This window comes from Micromonospora sp. NPDC023956, from assembly GCF_040639195.1.
In the GTDB taxonomy this organism is placed as follows: Bacteria; Actinomycetota; Actinomycetes; order Mycobacteriales; family Micromonosporaceae; genus Micromonospora.
In genome coordinates this window covers 229,254-251,346 of sequence record NZ_JBEZZN010000005.1, presented here as the reverse complement: position 1 = coordinate 251,346, position 22,093 = coordinate 229,254, and the positions used below count along the sequence as shown (strand labels likewise).

At 73.9% G+C, this 22,093-nt stretch carries 18 protein-coding genes and 5 tRNA genes; 12 read left to right on the top strand and 11 right to left on the bottom strand.

The genetic code is table 11. From position 1 onward, the window contains the following. Window positions 1-76: 76 nt before the first annotated feature. Together AB0F58_RS13350 and AB0F58_RS13345 are read right to left on the bottom strand one after the other, a co-directional pair. Entirely contained in the window at window positions 77-1,225 is a 1,149-nt protein-coding gene (locus AB0F58_RS13350) for a cytochrome P450 (RefSeq protein ID WP_357142437.1), read from the bottom strand. Between the two features lie 37 nt (window positions 1,226-1,262). Beyond that, the gene (locus tag AB0F58_RS13345) at window positions 1,263-1,934 is read right to left on the bottom strand and encodes a 50S ribosomal protein L11 methyltransferase (protein WP_357142338.1); all 672 of its coding nucleotides are present in this window, start codon (window positions 1,932-1,934) and stop codon (window positions 1,263-1,265) included. Between the two features lie 140 nt (window positions 1,935-2,074). Here AB0F58_RS13345 and AB0F58_RS13340 point away from each other — a divergent pair, with 140 nt between their 5' ends. Further along, complete coding sequence (locus AB0F58_RS13340) at window positions 2,075-3,265, top strand: alkane 1-monooxygenase (protein ID WP_357142337.1); 1,191 nt, start codon at window positions 2,075-2,077, stop codon at window positions 3,263-3,265. A 158-nt stretch (window positions 3,266-3,423) separates the two neighbouring features. Here the strand turns inward: AB0F58_RS13340 and AB0F58_RS13335 are convergent, their stop codons facing one another. Both AB0F58_RS13335 and AB0F58_RS13330 read right to left on the bottom strand, forming a co-directional pair. Beyond that, window positions 3,424-4,005: a TIGR03086 family metal-binding protein gene (locus AB0F58_RS13335; protein ID WP_357142336.1), complete on the bottom strand. Its 582-nt coding sequence runs from the start codon at window positions 4,003-4,005 to the stop codon at window positions 3,424-3,426. 82 nt (window positions 4,006-4,087) lie between these two features. Next, window positions 4,088-4,690, bottom strand: a complete 603-nt coding sequence (locus AB0F58_RS13330) for a TetR/AcrR family transcriptional regulator (protein WP_357142335.1) — start codon at window positions 4,688-4,690, stop codon at window positions 4,088-4,090. Window positions 4,691-5,042: 352 nt separating this feature from the next. Between AB0F58_RS13330 and AB0F58_RS13325 the strand changes: the two genes are divergently transcribed. The 3 genes from AB0F58_RS13325 (at window position 5,043) to AB0F58_RS13315 (ending at window position 5,311) form a co-directional block, all read left to right on the top strand. Next, window positions 5,043-5,115, top strand: a tRNA-Gly gene (locus AB0F58_RS13325). A gap of 37 nt (window positions 5,116-5,152) precedes the next feature. Next, window positions 5,153-5,223 (top strand) — tRNA-Cys (locus AB0F58_RS13320). Between the two features lie 13 nt (window positions 5,224-5,236). After that, window positions 5,237-5,311, top strand: a tRNA-Val gene (locus AB0F58_RS13315). An 81-nt stretch (window positions 5,312-5,392) separates the two neighbouring features. Here the strand turns inward: AB0F58_RS13315 and AB0F58_RS13310 are convergent. Then, window positions 5,393-5,767, bottom strand: coding sequence for a hypothetical protein (locus tag AB0F58_RS13310; RefSeq protein ID WP_357142334.1), 375 nt, complete (start codon window positions 5,765-5,767; stop codon window positions 5,393-5,395). Between the two features lie 151 nt (window positions 5,768-5,918). Here AB0F58_RS13310 and AB0F58_RS13305 point away from each other — a divergent pair, with 151 nt between their 5' ends. The 7 genes from AB0F58_RS13305 to AB0F58_RS13275 all read left to right on the top strand — a co-directional run bounded on the left by AB0F58_RS13305 (window position 5,919) and on the right by AB0F58_RS13275 (window position 12,687). Continuing rightward, complete coding sequence (locus AB0F58_RS13305) at window positions 5,919-8,000, top strand: hypothetical protein (RefSeq protein ID WP_357142333.1); 2,082 nt, start codon at window positions 5,919-5,921, stop codon at window positions 7,998-8,000. An 82-nt stretch (window positions 8,001-8,082) separates the two neighbouring features. Continuing rightward, window positions 8,083-8,155, top strand: a tRNA-Gly gene (locus AB0F58_RS13300). Window positions 8,156-8,176: 21 nt separating this feature from the next. Next, a tRNA-Val gene (locus AB0F58_RS13295) sits at window positions 8,177-8,251 on the top strand. Between the two features lie 336 nt (window positions 8,252-8,587). Continuing rightward, window positions 8,588-10,084, top strand: a complete 1,497-nt coding sequence (locus AB0F58_RS13290) for a multicopper oxidase domain-containing protein (protein ID WP_357142332.1) — start codon at window positions 8,588-8,590, stop codon at window positions 10,082-10,084. Continuing rightward, window positions 10,084-11,454: an aminotransferase class I/II-fold pyridoxal phosphate-dependent enzyme gene (locus AB0F58_RS13285; RefSeq protein WP_357142331.1), complete on the top strand. Its 1,371-nt coding sequence runs from the start codon at window positions 10,084-10,086 to the stop codon at window positions 11,452-11,454. Before AB0F58_RS13290 ends, AB0F58_RS13285 begins: the two co-directional genes overlap by 1 nt. After that, entirely contained in the window at window positions 11,442-12,068 is a 627-nt protein-coding gene (locus tag AB0F58_RS13280; RefSeq protein WP_357142330.1) for a hypothetical protein, read from the top strand. The genes AB0F58_RS13285 and AB0F58_RS13280 overlap by 13 nt, the downstream gene beginning before the upstream one ends. Continuing rightward, entirely contained in the window at window positions 12,055-12,687 is a 633-nt protein-coding gene (locus AB0F58_RS13275; protein WP_357142329.1) for a DUF6875 domain-containing protein, read from the top strand. Before AB0F58_RS13280 ends, AB0F58_RS13275 begins: the two co-directional genes overlap by 14 nt. Before the next feature lie 27 nt (window positions 12,688-12,714). Here AB0F58_RS13275 and AB0F58_RS13270 read toward each other — a convergent pair whose 3' ends face one another. Beyond that, complete coding sequence (locus tag AB0F58_RS13270; protein WP_357142328.1) at window positions 12,715-13,689, bottom strand: nitroreductase; 975 nt, start codon at window positions 13,687-13,689, stop codon at window positions 12,715-12,717. Between the two features lie 183 nt (window positions 13,690-13,872). On the opposite strand from AB0F58_RS13270, the gene AB0F58_RS13265 reads away from it, so the two are divergent. Next, window positions 13,873-14,511 (top strand): response regulator transcription factor, encoded by a 639-nt coding sequence (locus AB0F58_RS13265; RefSeq protein WP_357142327.1) that lies wholly within the window; start codon window positions 13,873-13,875, stop codon window positions 14,509-14,511. 168 nt (window positions 14,512-14,679) lie between these two features. Here the strand turns inward: AB0F58_RS13265 and AB0F58_RS13260 are convergent, their stop codons facing one another. From AB0F58_RS13260 to AB0F58_RS13240, 5 genes are all read right to left on the bottom strand, one after another. Then, complete coding sequence (locus AB0F58_RS13260; protein ID WP_357142326.1) at window positions 14,680-16,410, bottom strand: GAF domain-containing sensor histidine kinase; 1,731 nt, start codon at window positions 16,408-16,410, stop codon at window positions 14,680-14,682. A gap of 102 nt (window positions 16,411-16,512) precedes the next feature. Then, window positions 16,513-17,514 (bottom strand): nitroreductase, encoded by a 1,002-nt coding sequence (locus AB0F58_RS13255; RefSeq protein ID WP_357142325.1) that lies wholly within the window; start codon window positions 17,512-17,514, stop codon window positions 16,513-16,515. A 183-nt stretch (window positions 17,515-17,697) separates the two neighbouring features. Then, complete coding sequence (locus tag AB0F58_RS13250) at window positions 17,698-18,561, bottom strand: universal stress protein (RefSeq protein WP_357142324.1); 864 nt, start codon at window positions 18,559-18,561, stop codon at window positions 17,698-17,700. A gap of 25 nt (window positions 18,562-18,586) precedes the next feature. Beyond that, window positions 18,587-20,980 carry a phosphoketolase family protein gene (locus AB0F58_RS13245; RefSeq protein ID WP_357142323.1) on the bottom strand — a complete coding sequence of 798 codons (2,394 nt, stop codon included), beginning with the start codon at window positions 20,978-20,980 and terminating at the stop codon, window positions 18,587-18,589. A gap of 136 nt (window positions 20,981-21,116) precedes the next feature. Continuing rightward, complete coding sequence (locus tag AB0F58_RS13240) at window positions 21,117-21,947, bottom strand: universal stress protein (RefSeq protein ID WP_357142322.1); 831 nt, start codon at window positions 21,945-21,947, stop codon at window positions 21,117-21,119. Window positions 21,948-22,093: the final 146 nt, after the last annotated feature.

The following is a 22,093-nucleotide window of genomic DNA, read 5'->3' as shown; positions in this document are numbered from 1 at the left end:
GCGGCGGACCGGCCCCCTCCACTGTCGAGGGACCGGGTCGACCACTGATCTTCGTCAGGGTGCCGGTCGGTGTGCGTCAGGGGTGCCGGTCGGCTCGGCGCACCAGGAAGGCGTCCGGCATCCGGAAGGTGAGGTTGTCCGGGCACCACGGCGGGCGGACCACCGCCACCCCGGCGAGCAGTTCCGCCGCACCGGCCACCACCACGGCCGCCTCCATCCGGGCCAGCTGCGCCCCGACGCAGCGGTGTGCCCCCGCGCCGAACGCCAGGTGGCGGCGGGAGCCGCGTTGACCGGGGCGGAAGTCTCCCGGCTCGGCCACCACGGCCGGGTCCCGACCGGCCCGAGCCAGCCAGAGCACCACGCTCGTGCCCCGCCGTACCGACGTCCCGCCCAGCGTGGTGTCCGCCGCGGCGACCCGCCGCCAGGTGACGATCGGTGGCTCCAGCCGCAGTCCCTCCTCCACCACGTCGGCGACCGGCACCGTGCCGGCGCGCAGCCCGGCCAGCACCGCCGGTTCGCCGGTGAGCCGGTGCAGCAGCAGGGTGAGGAACTGGGAGGTGGTCTCCTGCCCCGCCACCAGCAGGAAGAACAGCGCGCCGACCACCACGTCCGGCGGGTGTCCGGCGGCCCGCAGCCGGGCGGCCAGCCCACCGCCGGTGGCGGCGAACTCCCGCAGCACCCGGTGGAAGCGGCCCACCTCGACGGCGAGGGCGTGCTGGCGGTCGGCGTCGAGCGGGGCCCAGAAGAGTTCCAGCGCGGTGCGGGCGAACTCCTTGACCGCGCCGACCGGGGCGTCCGGCAGCTCGACCAGGCGGGCCAGCACCAGCAGCGGCAGGTCGGCGGCGAGCCCGGCGTGCAGGTCCACGGTCGTCCCGGCGGCCAGCTCGGTGGCGAGCCGGGCGACCCGCCGGTCGACCAGCCCGGCCAGCCAGGACTGCTGGGCGGCGACCCGTCGCGGGTGCAGCGCCTCGGCGACCAGGGCCCGGATCCCGGGGTGGCTCGGGCCGGAGTTGTTGGCCAGGGTGGGCGGCAGCCGGAACCGGTGCCCGGCGAGGACCCGCAACGCGGCCACCGGGATCGGGGTGACCGCGTCCAACGCGTTGTCGGGTCGCCAGGTCACCGGGTCGGCGAGCACCTGCCGGACCAGCGCGTGCCGGGTGACCAGCAGGTGTGCGCCGCCGAGGTGGTCGGCGACGGTCACCGTGTCGGGCGCGTCGGCGTCCAGGGCCGGGCCCCAGCCACGGAACAGCACGTCGGGCCGGTCACCCGTCGGCACGGGGCCGACCGGGCTTCAGTTCCCACACTCTGGTGTGCCGGACCCGGACGCTCTCCAGGGCCGGGGGCACCGGCACGTCGTAGCCGGCGAGTTCGGTGAAGCGTTCCCGGGGGAGGAAGGCGCGCTCCGGGTCGCCGACCAGCACCCGTGCCCCGGCCCGGGTGGCGCGGAGCAGGAAGCGCAGCATCCGGTTGGCCATCGCCGCGCTGTAGAAGACGTCCCCGGCGAGGACGACCTCGGCCGGCCCGGCGTCGGGGGCGTCGAGCAGGTCGCCGAGTTCCGCGTCGACGCGTACCCCGTTGGCCTCGGCGTTGAGCGCGACGGCGGCGACGGCCCGCTCGTCGATCTCCACCGCGCGGACGGCGGCGGCCCCGGCGCGGGCGGCGGCGACCGCGACCAGGCCGGAGCCGGAGGCGAGGTCGAGCACCCGCCGCCCGGCGACGGTCTCCGGGTGGTCCAGCACGTACCGGGCCAGGGCCTGACCACCGGCCCAGGCGAAGGCCCAGAACGGCGGTGGCTGCGCGCTGCGGAACTCGCCCTCGGTCAGCTCCCAGAGCCCGATCGGCTCGTCGGCCTGGTGCAGCCGGACCTCGGGGACGAAGGCGACGGGGGCGAGCCGGGCGTGCAGTCGGACGAAGGCCGCGGAGATCTCGGACACCCGGTGATTCTGCCCCGGCGCTGCCGTCGGGCGTCGTCGCGGGTCGCCGATCGTTAGATCGATGGTTGACAAAATTTATCCTCTTGTAAAGCGACGTGTCCCCTGTCACAGTCGGGGTTAGTCGCTGATCGGAGGTTGGCATGGCCGACGACGTCGATCCGACCCCGTCGCCCGTCGCCTGGCGGGACTCGCGCCGCCCGTTCTGGCCGCTGGCCCTGCTCGTGCCGGGGCTGCCCTTCCTGAGCTGGCTGGTGTGGGACGCCACCGGCGGCTGGTGGGCCTGGTGGCTCGCCCCGCTGCTGGTCTTCGGCGCCATCCCGGTGGTCGACGTGCTCGTCGGGGACGACCGCGACAACCCGCCGGAGGAGGCGGTGCCCCGGCTGGCCGGCGAGCGCTACTACCGCTGGCTGACCTACCTCTACCTGCCCGCGCAGTACGCCGGCCTGGTGCTCGGCTGCGCGGTCTGGGTCCACGACGACCCCGGCCCGGCGGTCGGGGCAGGGCTCGCCGTCACCCTCGGCATCGTCAACGGCATCGCCATCAACACCGCACACGAGCTGGGCCACAAGCGGGAGCGGACGGAACGCTGGCTGGCCAAGATCGCTCTGGCCCCGACCGGGTACGGGCACTTCCAGGTGGAGCACAACCGGGGACACCACGTCCGGGTGGCCACCCCGGAGGACCCGGCCAGCGCCCGGCTGGGGGAGAGCTTCTGGGCGTTCTGGCCGCGTACCGTGGTCGGCGGCCTGCGCTCCGCCTGGCGGCTGGAGACCAGCCGGTTCCGGCTGCGCGGGCGCACCCCGTGGACGTGGCGCAACGAGGTGCTGCACGCCTGGGCCATGACGGTGCTCCTGGTGGCCGTCCTGGTGGCCCTCCTCGGCCCGGCCGTGCTCCTCCTGCTGCCGGCGCAGGCGGTGGTCGGCTTCTCGCTCCTGGAGGCGGTCAACTACCTGGAGCACTACGGACTGGCCCGGCAGCGCACCCCCGCCGGCCGCTACGAGAGGGTGGACCCGCGGCACAGCTGGAACAGCGACCGGACGGTCACCAACGTCTTCCTCTTCCAGCTCCAGCGGCACAGCGACCACCACGCCAACCCGCTGCGCCGCTACCAGACGCTGCGCAGCTTCGACTCCTCGCCGCAGCTGCCCGCCGGGTACGCCACCATGATCCTCGCCGCCCTGGTACCGCCGCTCTGGCGACGGGTGATGGACCACCGGGTGCTCGCCCACTACGGCGGCGAGCTGTCGCTGGCCAACGTGCATCCGCCGGCCCGCCGCCGACTCGCCGGACCCCCGCCGGGAAGCGGCACGCCGCAGCGGTCGCCCGGCTGAGACACGGGCGGTCACCCACCGTCGGCCCGGCGGGCGGCCCGCACCGGTCACCCACGTCGGGCGGCCAGCCCGCACCGGTCACCCACGTCGGGGCCGCCAGCCCGCACCGGTCGGCCCCGGTCGCTCGGCCCGCACCGCTCGGCCCCGGTCGCGGTGGGTCAGCCTTCCGGTGTCCAGGCCGGATCGCGCCCGAACAGGGCGAGCAACCGGTCCTGCTCGTCCGCGTCGGCGGGCACGTCCACGCCGGGGCGGACCAGGTTGCCCGCCTGGTAGTCGGCGACGCGGCCGGTGAACCACCGGGCGCAGGAACGGACGGCGTCCGGGTCCAGCCGGGGGTCCGCGCCGATCGAGGCGGCCAGGTCCCACCCGTGGACCAGGTTCTCGGCGACGAGCTGGTGGAGGTACTCGTCGGCCGGCGTCGGGCCGACCGAGAGCTGGACCGTCCGCTCCGTCGCCCCCGGTGCGGCGGCGGCCCGTTCGGCCCGACGGGCCGCGTCCCGGGCCGCCTCGACCGGGTCGTCGCCGAGCTGGTCGCCGCTGAACCGGTCACCGACCGACGCGACGGTGGCCCCGCCCAGCAGGGGTACCGCCCACCGGTTCTCGGTGACCACGTGCGCGACCAGGGCGCGGACGTCCCACTCCGGGCAGGGCGTCGACGCGGACCACTGCCCCGGGCCGACCCGGCCGACCCGGTCGGTGAACTCCGCCAGACTGCGCCGGTACGTCTCCAGCAGCTCCATGCCGCGATTGTCCCGTTCCACCGTCCCGGTGGGGCGGTTTCCGCCCCGGCCCGGTGCCGAGGCGGCGGCGGACGCCGGCGGATCAGTCCAGATCGGCCGGGTCCAGACCCAGCTCCCGCGCGGTGACCAGGCGGATCCAGTCGGCGAACTGACGTCGGGTGATCACCCGGTGGTGCACCGCGAGTTGCACCGCGAGTCCGTCCATCACCGCGTTGATCCGCCAGGCCGCGCCGGCCGGGTCGGCGCACTCGAAGGTGCCGTCCTCGACGCCGGCCGCGATGACCGCGGCGAGATCCTGACGCCAGCGCAGGTCGAGCCGGCGGCAGACCTTTTCCAGTTCGGGGGTGCGCAGCGACTCGGACCAACCGTCGATCCAGAGCGACCAGGAGGTGGAACGCCCGGACGGCGTGTAGAGCCGCAGGATCTTCTTGAGCTTGGCCAGCGGGGTGGCGGAGGAGCGGACCACCACGTCCAGGCGGGCCAGGTCCTGCTCGACCGCGTACGCGAACGCCTGCTCCAGGAGGCGGTCCTTGGTGGCGAAGTGGTAGAAGACCAGCGCCTGGCTGACCCCGGCCGCCTGCGCCACGTCGGCGGTGCGGGTGTTGGCCAGGCCACGTTCCACCATCACGTCACACGCCGTGCGCAGCAGGGCATCCAGGCGGATCTCAGCGGCACGTCTCGTCACGCGGCTACCGTAGCCCATCCGCCCGCTCACGAGGAGTTACCGCTCCGGTCCGCCGTCGATGAGCTGTGGGCGGGTGCGGAACCGTGGTGGTCGCCCCCGGTACGACCGCCGGTGGCGGAGGATCCGTGCGGCCCGGCGGGCCGCAGGCCGTCCGGGACCATCCGGGCCAGGCTCCTAGGAAGCCTACGGACGATGGCCCCCGACTCTTGCTGCTGCCACTCTCGGAACCCTGCCGACCTGCGCCGGAACGTCAGGAGAAGCGGACGGAACGCGCCGGATGTCCCCCCGATTTGGCAAGCGTTCCCGGCCTCGGCTAAAGTTCTCATCCGTCACCGGAAAACGCCGGGGGCGTGCGGACGTAGCGCAGCTGGTAGCGCATCACCTTGCCAAGGTGAGGGTCGCGGGTTCGAATCCCGTCGTCCGCTCGGAGAGATGCCACCACGACATGCGGGGGCAAACCTCGGTGGAGTGGCCGAGAGGCGAGGCAACGGCCTGCAAAGCCGTCTACACGGGTTCAAATCCCGTCTCCACCTCGGCATCAGACGAGGGCGATTGGCGCAGTGGGAGCGCGCTTCCTTGACACGGAAGAGGTCACTGGTTCAAACCCAGTATCGCCCACCATGTGAACGAGTACGTTCGACCCGCTACCGGATCACCGGCAGCGGGTCGACTGCTGTCCGGGCCCCGACGGCGTGCCCCGGGTCAGCGGGTCACCTGGCCGGAACCGCCGCACGTCTCGCACATCGTCGGCGGGTGTTCGACGTCCGCGAAACCCTCGCCGGTGAAGGTGAGCGTCCGCTCCCGCCGCTCGATCCAGCCCTTTCCCTGACAGGCGATGCAGGCGAGGACCACCTCCTCCGGCACCACCGCGCGGCGCGGCTCGCCGGGCCGGCGCAGCCAGGTGGCGTACCGGAGCCGCCACCGCTCCGGCACCGACGGGCTGTCCCGTCCCGGGCGCGGACCCCGTTTCGCGCTCGTGGACGGTTCCGGGTTCCGCCGTCGCCGCCAGCGGGAGAACAGGTTCGCGACCGTGATCGCCGCCAGCAGCAGCAGAACGGCCACGACGGCGTTGACCACGATGGCTCCTCGGGGCGGGTACGGAGACTGGCACCACTCTAGGGCCGACACGGACCGGTAGCGGACGGTGGTCTTCTCGATTCGGCAGCTCCCTGGTTAACTGCGAATTCGATCGTGGATCGTGCCACTGTGGAAGGCGGCTCCCTGCCCCATGACCGAGATCGCGCACCGAGACAACCCGCTGCCCCGGCTCGCCGTGCCCGGTGAGCGGTTCGGCTGGATCTACCAGGATCCGAGCCTCTACCGGCGACGGTTCCCGGAGCCGCCGCCGGTGCCCGGGGTCGTCCCGCCGGAGCTGGTCACCCGGGCCGCCACCGCCGGAGAGCGGGCGATGCGCCGGATGGGCGTGTCGCTGGGGGTCGGTTTCGGGCTGGCGCTGCTGCTCGGCTGCTGCGGGCGGTTCGCCAACGCCCTCAACGAGGGCCTCGGGGCGCTGGTGATGTTCCTGGTGATCCTCTCCGCGTTCGGCGGCGTCGGCGGGGCGGTGGTCGTCTGGCTGCTCAAGCGGCAGGCCCAGCGGGACCTGGCCACCGCGCAGGAGCAGGTCCGCAGCACGTACGAGCAGGCGCGGGCGGGGTGGGAGGCGCGCAGTGCGGCCTTCGAGCAGCAGCAGCGGCAGGCGCTGGAGCAGATGTACGAGTGGGGGGCGGCGACCCCGTCCCCGGGTACCCGCCGGATCGACGTGGTGGGCGGCACCAGCTACGGCTGGGAGGCCCTGCTGACCGTCTTCGGGGGCTCGTTGCTGAGCACCCGGGGGCCGATGACGCTGGTGGACTTCACCGGTGAGGCGCTCTGCGGCGAGCTGATGACCCTGGCCGAGCAGACCGGTCGGTCGGTGCGGGTCACCGGGTTCCCGTCCGGCCTGCGCGATCTGGACCTGCTCGCCGGCCTCTCCGCCCGGGAACTGGTCGACCTGTTGGTCGAGTCGATGTACGGCGAGGGCACCGGGGGGGACCGTGCCGACCGGCACCGGGACACCATGCTGCTCGGCGAGCTCTGCGAGGTGCTCGGCGAGGACGTGACCATCGCGCGGCTGGTCGCCGGCCTGCGGGTGCTGACCGACCGGCCGGGTCAGCCGGCGCTGAGCGAGATCGAGTGCGCGCTGGTGGCGGGGCTGATGCCGGAGGAGGCCCGACGCCAGGCCCACCAGCACGTACGTCGGCTGGAGAGCTTCCTGCGTCCGCTGACCGGGTTGGGGCAGGCGTCCGGCGGGCCGCTGACCGCCGAGCTGTCCTGCCTGGTCGCCGACCGGGACGGCCGCAGCGCCCCGCACGACCTGCTCAAGGACCTGCTGGTGCAGTGGCTGATCCGGCGGGTGAGCCGGGAGGCGATCAGCGGCGGGTCGATCGTGCTGGTCGGCGCGGACGACCTGCACCACCGGCAGATCGAGCGGTTGGGCACGCTCTGCGAGCGGCGCGGCATCCGCCTGGTGCTCTTCTTCGCGCACCTGCGGGAGCAGTCGTTGCACGCGCTCGGTGGCGGCGAGGTGGCGTTCATGCGGTTGGGCAACCACCGGGAGGCGCAGCAGGCCGCGGAGTTCATCGGCCGGCAGCACCGGTTCGTGCTCAGCGGCCTGACCCGCACGCTGGGCGGGGACCAGACGCACACCCTGGCCAACTCCGAGGGCGGGTCGGAGACCGAGGGGGGCAGCGAGGGGTCCCGGGGCGAGGGCAAGTCGCTGATCAAGCAGCGGAGCCGCAACTGGAGCCGGAGCCGCAACTGGAGTCAGACGCAGTCGGTGGCGAGCGGGACGAACTGGACGGACGCCGCCGCCGCGCAGCGGGTGTACGAGTACGCCGTCGAACCCCGGGTGTTGCAGGACCTGCCCGACTACGCCCTGCTCCTGGTGAAGGGGGAGGGGCGCGGCTCGGTGGTGCAGGCGGTGGAGTGCAACCCGGAGATCGTCACCCTGCCCCGGATGACGATGGATCCGCTGCCGGCGGTGCCGCTGCCCTCCGCGAAGGAGGCCGCGCACCCGGTGTCCGGAGTGCCGGGGCAGGTCACGCTCTCCCAGCCGGCGCCGATCGTCGCGCAGCCGACGTCGCCGGAGCAGGCTGCCGCGGGTGTCCTGCCGGGCTGGGGTGCGGGTAGCCCGGTCCCGCACCAGCAGCCGGTGCCGCAGCCCGGGTCGCAGCCGGGGCGTGTCGGGCCGCAGCCGCCGGTCCCGCCGCAGCCGCCCCGACAGCGGCAGCAGCCGGAGCCACCGTCGGGACCGGGGTGGGGCCAGGAGTGAGGCCGGGCGGGGGGATACCCGGTGTCGGACTGATCTTGTGTTCGGGTAGAGTTCAGCCCGTCACCGGGACACACCGGGACGTGCGGACGTAGCGCAGCTGGTAGCGCATCACCTTGCCAAGGTGAGGGTCGCGGGTTCGAATCCCGTCGTCCGCTCGCGGCCCGCCTGTAGGGCAGGGGCGATTGGCGCAGTGGGAGCGCGCTTCCTTGACACGGAAGAGGTCACTGGTTCAAACCCAGTATCGCCCACCAGTAATTCTGCGGAAGCAAATATCGGCTCGTCACCTAATTCACGGTGACGGGCCGTTTTTGTTTCCGGAATTGAAGTTCAGCGATCTACATCAATGGCGTACGCCACTTTGGTCCAGCCGTTCTCGAGGTCTTTCCGGTTGACTGCCGGAAGCGTCGACGCTGTCGCCCGGGATTCTTCCGTCCCGGCCGGCGAGGGCGCGAGGAGAACGACCCACGGGGAACCACGCGAATTCACCACCGGCGCAGCGTCGACGTCCTTTCCGGACGTCTTTCCGCCGGCGGGACGGCGCGACGTCGTGTCCCTCCGGGTCGACCCACCGGTGAAGGAGAGTGGAAGTGGACAGACGACGCATGCTCACCCTGGGCGGGCTCGCGGCCGGCGGCGTGGCGGTCCTGTCGTCCGCGGTGTCGGTCAACGCCGCCTTCGGCGGGAAGGACCGGACCGCCGCCCGCCACGCGCAGGGCGACGCGCACGGCGAGCCGCACGGCGACCGTGCGGATGCCCCGAAGGTCGCGGCGGCCCCGCCGGTCGCGCCGTTCAGCGTGGCCATGCCGGTTCCGCCGGTGCTGCGACCCACCCACGTGGGCGCCACCTCGGACCTCTACCAGCTGCCGGTCCGGGCGGCCACCGTCGAGATCCTGCCCGGACTCGCCACCCCGATCGTGGGCTACCACGGCCAGTTCGTCGGCCCGACGATCCGGGCCCGCAAGGGCCGGGCGGTGGCGCTCCAGGTGACCAACCAGCTCACCAACCCGACCAACGTGCACCTGCACGGCGGCTTCACCCCGGCCGTCCACGACGGGCACCCGATGGACTTCATCGCGCCGGGCGCCACCCGCAGCTACGCCTACCCGAACCTCCAGCACGCCGCGACCCTCTGGTACCACGACCACAGCCACCACGCCGAGGCCGAGCACATCTACCGGGGACTGCACGGCTTCTACCTCATCGAGGACGACGCGGAGAAGGCGCTGGGCCTGCCGTCGGGCCAGTACGACATCCCGATCCTGCTGCGGGACGCGCTCATCGGCGTGGACGGTTCGCTCGTCTTCGACCCGGCCGACGGCGGCAACCGGCCGCACATCCTGGCCAACGGCAAGCCCCAGCCCTACCTGCGGGTGACCGCCCGTCGGTATCGGTTCCGGCTGCTCAACGGCTCGCTGCACCGTATCTTCCGGCTGCGGCTCGACCGGGGACAGCTGATCCAGATCGGCAGCGACGGCGGGCTGCTGCCGGCCCCGGTGGCGGTCTCCGAGATCAAGCTGACCCCGGGGGAGCGGGTCGAGGTGGTCGTCGACTTCGCCGGCCAGCCGGCCGGCACGCGGGTGGTGCTGGAGGACACCTCCGGGCCGGTGGTCGGCTTCGACGTCACCGGCCCGGCCACGGACCCCAGCCGGGTGCCGGACCGGCTGATCCCGCTGCCGGCGCTGCCCGCCGCGACGGTCACCCGGGACATCGCGCTCAGCTTCGACCCGAGCAAGCTCGCCTTCACCGTCAACGGCAAGACGTACGACGCGACGCGGGTCGACGCGCAGGTGGTCAACGGCACCACGGAGATCTGGCGGGTCACCAACCGGGACACCGCCTTCGGCATCGACCACAACTTCCACCTGCACCTGGTGCAGTTCCGCCTGCTGGACCGCGACGGCGTGCCGCCGGCACCCGGCGAGGCGGGCTGGAAGGACACCGTGCACGTCCCGCCGGGCTCGACCGTACGGGTGCAGGCCACCTTCTCCGGATTCACCGGGAAGTACGCGTTCCACTGCCATTTCCCGGAGCATTCCTCACTCGGGATGATGGCGCAGTTCGAGGTTGTGAACAGAACCGCCTGATGGACCTCAGACACTGGCTCGTCCGCGCGGTCGACGCGGTCGACGGGTGGGCGGCGGAATTCGGTTCCGTCGCCCCGCACCCGTCCCAGACCATCGACGATTCCGCGTTCGGGACGGCCTTCGACGAGTTCACCCGCCGGCTGCGGGACAACTATCCGTTCTTCCACCCCCGGTACGCCGGCCAGATGGTCCGGCCGCCGCACCCGGCGGCGGTGGTCGGCTACCTGTCGGCGATGCTGCTCAACCCGAACAACCACGCCCGGGAGGGCGGGCCGGCCACCACCGACATGGAGCGGGAGGTGGTCACCCAGCTCGCCGGGATGTTCGGCCTGCCGGACGCGCTGGGACACCTCACCACCAGCGGCACGATCGCCAACCTGGAGGCGCTCTGGGTGGCCCGGCAGGCCCGACCCGGCCGGGGCGTCGCGTTCAGCGTCGACAGCCACTTCACCCACGCCCGGATGTGCCGGCTGCTCGGTGTCGAGGCGTACCCGGTGCGGGTCGACGGTCACGGCCGGATCGACCTGGACGCGCTGGAGGACCTGCTGCGCACCGGGCGGGTCGGCACCGTCGTGCTCACCGCCGGGACCACCGGCACCGGCACCGTCGACCCGATCGACCAGGTGGTACGCCTCAAGGAGCGGTACGACGTCCGACTGCACGTCGACGCGGCGTACGGGGGGTTCTTCACCCTGCTCGCCGGCGGCGGGGCGGTGCGGCCGGAGCCCTGGGCGGCGATCCGGCACTGCGACTCGGTGGTGGTCGACCCGCACAAGCACGGGTTGCAGCCGTACGGGTGCGGGGCGGTGCTCTTCGCCGACCCGGCGGTCGCCCGGTACTACCTGCACGACTCCCCGTACACCTACTTCACCCCGAGTGACCTGCACCTGGGGGAGATCAGCCTGGAGTGTTCCCGGGCCGGCGCGGCGGCAGCGGCGCTGTGGCTGACGTTCCGGCTGCTGCCGCCCACCCCGGAGGGGCTCGGGCGGGTCCTGGAGGTGCCCCGGCGGACCGCCCTGCGCTGGGCGCGGCTGCTGGCCGACTCGCCGCACCTGGACCTCTACCAGGAGCCGGACCTGGACATCGTCACCTACCACCCGCGCCGGCCGACGCTCTCCGGCGTGGACGAGGCGACCCGACGGGTGCTGCACGAGGGGATGCACGATCCGGTGGACCCGGTCTACCTGAGCACGCTGCGGGTCGACGCGGAGGCGTTCGGTCGGCGGCACCCGGACCTGGACCGGGACGCCGCGCACGCCCGGGTGCTGCGCAGCGTGGTGATGAAGCCGGAGGCGGAGGACCACCTGGACACGTTGCACCACCGGATCGAGGAACTCGCCGCGAAGGGGGACCACGGGTGGACACCGTGAACACCGCCACCGCCGGCCTCGCCACCGGAGCGGGGGTCGTCCGGCGGGGCACCGCAGCCGACACCGGGCCGTTGGTGTCGCTGCTCGCCACGGCGTTCCGGGACGACCCGATCGCGGTGTGGATCTTCCCGGACGCGCGGCGGCGCCGGGCCGCGCTGCCCGGCTTCTTCCGGGCCCTCTACGACCTGAGCCTCGGCGGCGACGGGGTCTGGACCACCGCGGACCTCGGGGCCGTGCTGCTCACCACCGGCCCCGACACCCCGGAGCCGGTCGGTTTCGCCGAGCGGCTGGACGCCGTGGCGGGCGAGGATGGCGCGGCCCTGCGTACCGTGCTGGGACTGCTCGACGCGCACCGGCCGGCGGACCCGCACCACCACGTCTCGTTCGCCGGGGTGGCTCCGGAGCGGCAACGGTCCGGGTGGGGCGCGCGGCTGCTGGAGGACTTCCTGTGGCACTGCGACGACCAGGGGCTGCCGGTGCACGCCGAGGCCAGCTCCGCCGGTGGTCGGGCGCTGGGCCGCCGGTACGGGTTCCACCCCCGGGGTCCGGAGATCCGGCTGCCGGACGGGCCGACCCTGCAACCGATGTGGCGGGTACCCCGTGGCCGACCCTGATCCGCTGCCACGGCTGTGGTCGGCCACCGAGCTGCGGAACGACCCGACCGCCGGCACGCTGCGCACGGTGCTCGACTGGTGTGTCCGCTACCTCGTCGCGCCCCACCCGGAGCTGGGGCGCAGCGGCGCGGTCTGCCCGTACACCGCCCCGGCGCTGCGCCGGGACCTGCTGTACCTGGCGGAGCTGCCCGGCGTGACCGACGTGCCGCGGATCAGCGCGGCGGTCGACGCGCTGCGGGACCGCTACCAGCGGGCCGTCGCGACGATGCCGGACGACGAGGCCGAGCTGCTGACCTACCTGCTCGTCCTGCCGGACGTCGACCGGACCGATCCCGGGCCGCTGGACGCCCTCCAGGCCCGGGTGAAGGACGAGTTCGTCACCGAGGGGCTGATGGTCGGGCAGTTCCATCCGTACTGCCCCAACCCGGGGTTGTGGAACGAGGACTTCCGGCCGCTGCGCTCGCCGGTGCCGCTGCTGGCCGTCCGCCGGATGCTCGTGTTCGACCTGCCCTTCCTGACCGGGTCGGCGCGGCACTTCGACGCCTGGGTGTCCCGGTTCGCCGGGCACCTGCCGGCCCGGGTGCGCAGTCAGTTGAGTCACCGGGTGGTCGCCGGCTGACCGGGGCACGGCCGACCGGGTCGCGGGTCAGAGCTGCGCCACCGGCAGGTCGAGCACGTCGTCGACGGCCCGCCGGGCGGTGGGCCGGCCCGGCTGCCCGTAGCCGACCCGCAGCACCATCTGCGGGGTACCGAACCGGCCCAGGGACAGGCGCAGCTGTTCGCGGGCGCCGGGCACCTCGATCGGCTGGGAGAGCAGCGACACGGCCAGGCCCGCGTCGGTGGCGGTCAGCAGCACCCGTTGCAGGGCCTGCCCGGCGACGATCTGGTCGGTGGCGGTGTTGCCGGCCGCGATGAGCACGGCCACCAGGGGCTCCGGCTCGAAGTCCCGACCGGGTGCCCGATGGCGGAGGCCGAAGCCGCGCTGCGGGAGCAGGTCCTGCGGTTCGCTCTGCGGGCCGCCGGCCGTGGCCGGCACGCCGTCGGGCGCCGGTTCGGCGCGGGTCCACTCGACCCGTTCGGCCCGGTAGGCCGGATCCCGGTCGAGCACCCGGTGCGCGCTGTGGGCCAGCTCGCCGAAGGCGTTCACCGCGCTGGTGCCGATCACCAGCTCCAGCCAGCACTGCTCGATCCGGGCCGCCTCGCCGAGCCGCCACCGGACGTCGGCCGGCACCGGGTCGGGCCGGAACGGCCGGCGGTTGCTGAACCGGTGCGGGACGGCGGCGTACAGACTCTGCTCGGTCGGCGTGGGACGACGGGGCAGGTCCGGCACCAACCGGGCCACCACATCCGGATCGCCCGGGTACGGCCGCAGCCGCACCGACGCCGGGGCGCCGGCCACGGCCAGGGCGAGGCGCAGGTTGTACAGGGCCGCCCCGCAGGCGATCCGGCTCCCCCAGCCGCTGGGGTCGGTGACGGGCAGCCGGCGGGCCGGGTCGACGACGACCTCGATGCCCCCGTCGTGCAGCCGGAACCGCCACGGCTGGGTGTTGTGCAGCGACGGTGCCCGGACGGCGTCCGCCGCCGCGGCGCGCAGCTGCTCGACGGTGTAGCCGACGTCCATGGTGTCGTTCCCTCCGGGCGGTGGTGCGGGGCTCCTCCAGGTGTCTCCACGGTGCGCCGTCGACGCGGCACCGGGCAGGGCCGGACGTCCCCACCCGCCGGGACCAGCTGCCCGCCACCGGGCTCGCGGGGTCGGGACCTTCGGCCCGTGTGCGTGTCCCGCCGGACGGGGTACAAACGAGGGATGATCCGGGTCTTTCTGCTCGACGACCATGAGGTCGTCCGTCGTGGCCTCGCCGACCTGCTCACCAACAGCGGTGACATCGAGGTGGTCGGCGAGTCCGGCTCCGCGCAGGAGGCGGCCCGCCGGATTCCCGCGCTCCGGCCGGACGTGGCGATCCTCGACGCCCGGCTGCCCGACGGCAACGGCATCGACGTCTGCCGGGACGTCAGGGCCGTCGACTCGTCGATCAAGGGCCTGATCCTCACCTCGTACGAGGACGACGAGGCGCTCTTCGCGGCGATCATGGCGGGGGCCTCCGGCTACGTGCTCAAGCAGATCCGGGGCACCGACCTGGTGGACGCGGTCCGTCGGGTTGCGGCCGGTCAGTCCCTGCTCGACCCGGCGATCACCACCCGGGTGCTGGACCGCATCCGCAGCGGGGTGGAACAGCCCCGCGAACTCCAGTCGCTCACCGAGCAGGAGCGTCGGATCCTGGAGTACGTCGCCGAGGGGCTGACCAACCGGGAGATCGCCGGGCGGATGTTCCTCGCCGAGAAGACCGTCAAGAACTACGTCTCCAGCGTGCTGGCCAAGCTCGGCCTGGAGCGGCGTACCCAGGCGGCGGTGCTGGCCACCCGCCTGCTCGGTCCACGGCACTGAACGACCCCGGGCAGCGCACGGCGCCGCCGCGTACCGCCCGGGGTTGACCGCGACGGCACCGATCGCCACGGCGGCGGCCCGGTGCCCGCCGGGCACGGCGGGCGGATGGAAGAAGCGGGTGGGGGCGGGGCGGGCGGGGAGAACCGGCAGGAGCGCGGCGGGGCGGGGTCAGTCGCCGAGCGGGACACTCCAGCACAGCTCGATGCCGTGCGGGTCGACCGGACGGAACGCGAACTCGCCGCCGAGCCGTTCGGCCCGCTCGCGGAGGTTGACCAGCCCGCTGCGGGCGGCGGCCGGGTCCGCGCCCACGCCGTCGTCGGTGACGGTCAGCGTCACGCGGCCCGCGTCGACGTGCACCCGTACGGTGACCCGACCGGCCCGCGCATGGCGTACCGCGTTGGAAAGGCCCTCGCGCAGGACGGCCAGCAGGTCCGGCCGGATCGAGTCGGGCACCGCGCTGTCGATCGGCCCGGCCAGGTCCAGCCCGGGGCGGAACCCGAGGGACTCGGCGGCCGCGTCGACCGCCTCGCGGATGTCGGTGCGCAGCGCCGCGCTCATCGGCGTCCGCAGCTCGAAGATGGTGCGCCGGATGTCCCGGATGGTGGCGTCGAGGTCGTCCACGGCGGCGTTGATCCGCTTGGTGACCTCGGGGCGGGAGGACATCGGGGCGGCGCTCTGCAACTGCAACCCGGTGGCGAACAACCGCTGGATCACCACGTCGTGCAGGTCGCGGGCGATCCGCTCGCGGTCCTCCAGGACCACCAGCAGCTCCCGTTCCTCCTGCCCCCGGGCACGTTCCATGGCCAGCGCGGCCTGACCCGCGAAGCTGCGCAGCAGGGCCACGTCGTCGTCGGTGGTGCCGTCCCGGTCCGGCAGGCGCGCCGTGACCAGCACACCGTGCAGGGTGTCCCCGGCGGCCAGCGGGGAGACCACCGCCGGTCCGGCGGTCACCGGCGCGGGCCAGGGCGCGGCCCTGGCGAGATCCTCCACCACCTCGTGCCGGTGCTCGGTGACCGAGCCGCGGAACGTGGTCTCCCGGGCCGGGAGGACCGCCCCGAGCAGCTCCCGCACCCGGTCCCCGGTGCCGTCCACCACCTCGACGGTGAACTGGTCGGCCTCGTCGTCGTAGAGGAGCACCAGCGCCAGCTCGGCCTCGGCGACCTCCCGGGCCCGGCGGGCCACCAGGGCCAGCGCGTCGGTCCGGCGTACCTCGCCGAGGAGCACCGACGTGATCTCGGCGGTCGCGGCGAGCCAGCGTTCCCGGCGGTGGGCCAGCGCGTAGAGGCGGGCGTTCTCGATCGCCACGCCGGCCGCCGCGGCGAGGGCCACCACGATCTCCTCGTCGTCCTCGGTGAACTCCACCCCGCCCTGCTTCTCGGCCAGGTAGAGGTTGCCGAAGACCTGGTCGCGGATGCGGACCGGGACGCCGAGGAAGGTGTGCATCGGCGGGTGGTCGGCCGGGAAGCCGTACGACCTCGGGTGCTCGGTGATGTCGGGCATCCGCAGCGGGCGCGGGTCGTCGATGAGCAGCCCCAGCACGCCCCGGCCGTGGGGCAGGTCGCCGATGCGCGCGTGCAGTTCCGGGGAGATGCCGTGCACGATGAAGTCGTGCAGCGTCCGGTCCGGTCCGATCACGCCGAGCGCGCCGTAACGGGCGCCGACCAGCTCACACGCCGACCGGACGATCCGTTCCAGGGTGCTGTGCAGGTCGAGGTCGGTGCTGATGCCGACGACCGCGTCGAGCAGCGCGCGGAGCCGTTCCCGGCTGGTGACCACGTCGCCGACCCGGTCGAGCATCTCCTGGAGCAGCTCGTCGAGGCGGACCCGGGAGAGCGGGCTCAGCCCCAGCGACGGGATGCCCTGGTGCGGCTCGGACAGGTTCGGGTCGGGTGCGGCCATCCGGGGGATGCTACCGCCCGGTGACCGGCGTGGACGATTCCGTGCGCGCCCCGTGACCGCTCCCACGACGCGGTGCCCGGCTCCGGGGCACGACCTGTGCGGTCAGGGCTGCCCCTGGACCGCGGAGGTGTCCACCACCTGCGCGGCGGGCAGGCGGGGGGTGTGCGGCGGGCCGGCGTGCGCCGGGTCGGCGATGCCCAGCCGCAGGACCAGGTACGGGAAGCCCATTCCGGCCAGCAGGTGCCGCAGGGTCTGCCGGGTGCCGGCCACCTCCACCACACCGCTCAACGGCACCACGGACACCCCGAGCCGGGTGGCGGTCAGCCACGCGGCGGAGAGTGCCTCGCCGGCGCGCAGCCAGCTGTCCGGCTCGTCCTCGTCCCCGTGCAGCAGGGCGTACACCGCGGTCCGGTCGTGCCCGGGGCCGATGGGCAGGGTGCCGGCCCGGCCGAAGTCCCGGCCCGGGACGGTGGTCTGCGGGGCCTGCTCGGGCAGCACCTCCGGCGGCAGGCCCAGACCACTGTCCGCGAGACCGGTCCAGTACGTCAGCTCCTCGCGTACCTGCGGGTCCTCCGCCTCGACCGCGTCGGCGTGCGACGCGGCGGCGGCCAGCTCCAGCACCTGGTCGCGGTCGAGGATCTGGAGCCGGCTGCCCGCCAGGCGGACCGCCTGGGTGATCTCGCCGATGGCGACGGTGGGCACCTGCTCCTCGCTGACCGGACGCCGGTCGGTGTGCCGGATCTGCATGCACTGCACCAGGCGCATCGCCTCCGGGTCCGGCTCCGCCCGGCGGTCGCCGGTGAGCCGGGCCAGCAGCTCCGGGTCGGCCGGGTCGGGCAGCCGCTCCACCGCCGGAGTCCAGCCCTCGGCGGTGAGCGCCACCCGGGCGTGGTGCAGGGCCGCGCCGCAGCTCAGGGCGAGCAGCCGCCCCTCCGGGTCGGTCGCGGTGAGCCGCCGCTCCGGGGCCACCCGCAGTTCCAGCGCGTCGGGCAGCACCCGCCAGCTCCAGGGTTGGGTGTTGTGCACCGAGGGGGCGTAGCCGGCGGTGGCGGCGGCCTCCGCGTACGCGGTGGTCAGCGAGCGTGCCGGCGTCTCGTGGCTCATGTAACGACCTTTCGTCTCCACCCCATCGTGCCGCACCCGGGCGGTGCTCCGGGCGGGCTTGCGGCTCCATCCTGCGCCACCGGGACCGGCACCGCACGGTGCCACCGGTCCCCGGGCCGGGGGCCCAACGGCCCGGAAACCGGTGCGGATCCCCGGCCGGCCGATCCGACCGGCGGTCGCCGGTCAGCGCTGGCGGATCACCGCCACCGGGCAGTGCGCGTGCTGGAGCACCTGCTGGCTGACCGACCCGAGCAGCGCCCCGCGCAGCCCGCCGCGACCCCGGGTGCCGACCACCACGAGCTGCGCGTCCCGGCTCGCCTCCACCAGCGCGGAGGCGGCGTTGCCGGGCAGCACCTCGGTGGTGACCGGGACGTCCGGGAAGCTCTCCCGCCACTGTCGCAGGGACTCCGTCAGGCTGGCCTGCTCGGTCGCGTCGGCCTCGTCCGGGTCGAAGCCCTGGGCCCGCCACTGCGCCGGGGCCCAGGCCCGTACCAGGTGCAGCGGGACGTCGCGCCCGGCGGCCCGTTCCAGCGCGAACCCGAGCGCGACCAGCGACATCTCCGAGCCGTCCACCCCGACCACGATCCGTCTCCCGGTGGCGGTCGGGGTGTCCCGGCGGACCACCACGACCGGGCAGTGCGCGTGGGCGGTCACCGACACGGCGGTCGAGCCGGTCAGCAGGCCGGTGAAGCCGCCGTGGCCCCGGCTGCCCAGCACCAGCAGGGCCGCCCCGGCGGAGCGTTCCTGGAGTACCAGCGCGGGCGGACCGTCGAACACCTCGCCGTGCACCGTCAGCCCCGGGTTCGCCCCGGTGGCGTCCGTGACGGCCTGCTGCACGAGCTGCTCCACCTGCTGCCGGGCGGCGGCGTCCGGCCAGGCGCCGGGGGCGATCCCGGGGGCGATCCAGCCCCCCACGGTCAGCCACTCGAACACGTACGCCAGCCGCACCGGCTGTCCGGTGCGCCCGGCCTCGTCCAGCGCCCAGGCCAGGGCGACGGCGGCGTCCGGGGAACCGTCGTAGCCGACCAGGATCTCCTCGTCGCTCATGATGTCTGCCTCTCGTTCCCGGTCGCTACCGGTTCGTCGGGTCGGTCTCGCGGATCCAGCGCCACTCCGCCACCAGGGGGGCGTCCTCGCCGGTGCGCCGGGTGTGGTCGCGGCACTCCTGCCGGGCGTCGACCATCTCCTGACGCAGGTGCGCGGCGCGGGCGGCCAGCCCCGGCACCCGGTCGATCACGTCGATGACCAGGTGGAAGCGGTCCAGGTCGTTGAGCATCACCATGTCGAAGGGCGTGGTGGTGGTGCCCTCCTCCTTGTAGCCGCGTACGTGCAGGTTGCCGTGGTTGGCCCGGCGGTAGGTGAGTCGGTGGATCAGCCACGGGTAGCCGTGGTAGGCGAAGATGATCGGCCGGTCCCGGGTGAAGATGGTGTCGAACTCGTTGTCCGGCAGCCCGTGCGGGTGTTCCGACGTCGGCTGGAGCCGCATCAGGTCCACCACGTTCACCACCCGTACCCGCAGGTCGGGAAGGTGGTGGCGGAGCAGGTCGGCGGCGGCGAGGGCCTCCAGGGTCGGCACGTCCCCGGCGCAGGCGAGCACCACGTCCGGCTCGCTGCCCTGGTCGGTGCTGGCCCAGTCCCAGATGCCCAGGCCGCGCCGGCAGTGCTGGACGGCCTCGTCCATGGTCAGCCAGTTCGGCGCGGGCTGCTTGCCGGCGACCACCACGTTGATGTAGTGCCGGCTGCGGAGGCAGTGGTCCATGGTGGAGAGCAGGGTGTTCGCGTCCGGCGGGAGGTAGACCCGGACCACCTCGGCCTTCTTGTTGGCGACGTGGTCGATGAAGCCCGGGTCCTGGTGCGAGAAGCCGTTGTGGTCCTGCCGCCACACGTGGCTGGAGAGCAGGTAGTTCAGCGACGCGACCGGCTGTCGCCAGGGGATGCCCCGGGTCACCTTCAGCCACTTGGCGTGCTGGTTGACCATCGAGTCGACGATGTGGATGAACGCCTCGTAGCTGGTGAAGATGCCGTGCCGTCCGGTGAGCAGGTAGCCCTCCAGCCAGCCCTGGCACAGGTGCTCGGAGAGGACCTCCATCACCCGGCCGTCGGCGGAGAGGTGGTCGTCGTCGGGCCCGGTCCGGGCGACGAACGCCCGGTCGGTCACCTCGAACACCGCGCCGAGCCGGTTCGACGCGACCTCGTCCGGACCGAACAGGCGGAACGTCTGCGGGTTGGCGGTGATGACGTCGCGCACCCAGGGCCCGAGGGCACCGGTCGCGCCGCCCCCCGGCGCGCCCGGTTCGGGCACGTCGACCGCGTACCTGCGGAAGTCCGGCAGGATCAGGTCGCGCAGCACCTGCCCACCGTTGGTCACCGGGTTGGCGCTCATCCGCCGGTCCCCGGTCGGTGGCAGCGCGGCCAGCTCGGCCACCGGCGCGCCGGTGGCGTCGAAGAGCTCCTCCGGCCGGTACGACCGCAGCCAGCGCTCCAGCGCGGCCAGGTGCTCCGGGTTGTCCCGGATGCCCGACAGCGGCACCTGGTGGGCCCGGTACGTCCCCTCGACCTGCTTGCCGTCGACCACGCCGGGGCCGGTCCAGCCCTTCGGCGTACGCAGGACGATCATCGGCCAGCGGGGTCGGCCGACCGCCTCCCCGGACCGGGCCCGGCGCTGGATCGCGGTGATCTCGTCGACCGCCCGGTCCAGGGTGGCGGCGAGCAGCTGGTGCACCCGCATCGGCTCGTCGCCCTCGACCACGTACGGCTCGTGACCGAAGCCGCGCAGCATGGCGAGCAGGTCGTCGGTGGGGATGCGGTCCAGCACCGCCGGGTTGGCGATCTTGTAGCCGTTGAGGTGCAGGATGGGCAGGACCGCGCCGTCCCGGGCCGGGTTGAGGAACACGGTGGACAGCCAGCTGCCCGCCAGCGGGCCGGTCTCCGCCTCGCCGTCGCCGATCACGCAGGCGACCAGCAGGTCGGGGTTGTCGAAGGCGGCACCGTAGGCGTGGCTGAGGGCGTACCCCAGCTCGCCGCCCTCGTGGATGGAGCCCGGCACCTCCGGGGCCACGTGACTGGGGATGCCGCCGGGGAAGGAGAACTGCCGGAACAGCGTCGCCATGCCGGCCCCGTCCCGCCCGACCGAGTGGTACCGGTCGCTGTAGGTGCCCTCCAGCCAGGTGTTCGCCACCAGGGCCGGGCCGCCGTGACCGGGGCCGGTGACGAAGACGGCGCTCAGGTCGCGGCCGACGATCAACCGGTTGAGGTGGGCGTAGAGCAGGTTCAGGCCGGGGCTGGTGCCCCAGTGGCCGAGCAGTCGGGGCTTGACGTGCTCGACGCGTAGCGGCTCCCGCAGCAGGGGATTGTCCAGCAGGTAGATCTGGCCGACCGTCAGGTAGTTGGCCGCCCGCCAGTAGGCGTCCAGCCGGCGAAGCTCGTCGTCGGTCAGCGGGGCGGGCAGATCCCGAGCGGTGTCCATCTGCGCAAGCCTCTCGCGGGTCGGGGAATCCTGCATCCGGAACGGCGGATTCGTCCGGCGGCTCCAGCCTCACCCACCCGCTGCGCGGGACGCAGGGCCGTTGGTCCCGGAACCGCCGGGCGGGACGACCCGTTCCTCAGGGGCGCTCCGGGGGAGCGTCGGTGACGCGACGGACGAACATCACCGGGGCGGGCGCGTGGTACAGCAGCGACTGGCTGACCGCGCCGAGCAGGCCACGCCACGGCTGGTCGCCCCGGGTGCCGACCACCACCAGCCGGGCCGTCCGGGACTCGTCGATCAGCACCTGGCCGGGGTCGCCGCGCACCACCTCCGCTTCGGCGGCGACCGTCGGGTGCTGTCCGCCCCGTTCGGCGAGCAGGTCGGCGACGTCCTGCCCGGGTCGTGTGCCGTCGTCGTCCGGGTCGATCACCCGGACCGCCCGGAGCCGGCCGCCGTGCCGGGCGGCGCAGTCGAGGGCGAAGTCCAGCGCGGACCGGGAGGTGGGCGAGCCGTCCAAGCCGACCAGGACCGGTCCCACCGGAGGCGGTCCGAGCCGGGCCACCAGGGTCGGGCAGCCGGCGCGCGACGCCACCTGCACGGCCGCCGCGTCGGGCGGGACGCAGTCCCGGGTGGCCATGCCGCCGTCGCCGACGACGACCAGGAGGGCCGACTCGGACCGGCGCAGCAGCGCCCCGACCGCCGTCCCCTCCACGACCCGGGCGTCCACCGGCAGGCCGGGGGCCACCTCGTTGGCCACCTCGACGGCCCGGTCGATCGCCCGTTCCGCCTCCGCTCGGGCACCGGCGACGCTCGGCGCGGCCAGCGCCGCCTCCCAGTTGAAGGCGTGCAGGACGTGCAGCGGGCGGCCGTGCTCGGCCGCCTCCCGGGCGGCCAGCCGGACCACCGGCAGGCTCTGCTCCGTGCCGCTCACCCCGACCACGACGGGCGCGTCGGCAGCTGCGCTCATCGTCGCGTCACCTCCCGGCCGTCACCGTGTCATGGCCGACAGTAGTGGCGTGGCCGGCGCCGCAGGGCGAGTCGGCGGAACCGGCGCCGCCGGGAGGACGAGTCGGCGGAACCGGTACCGCCGCCCGGGGGTGTGCCGGGGTCCCC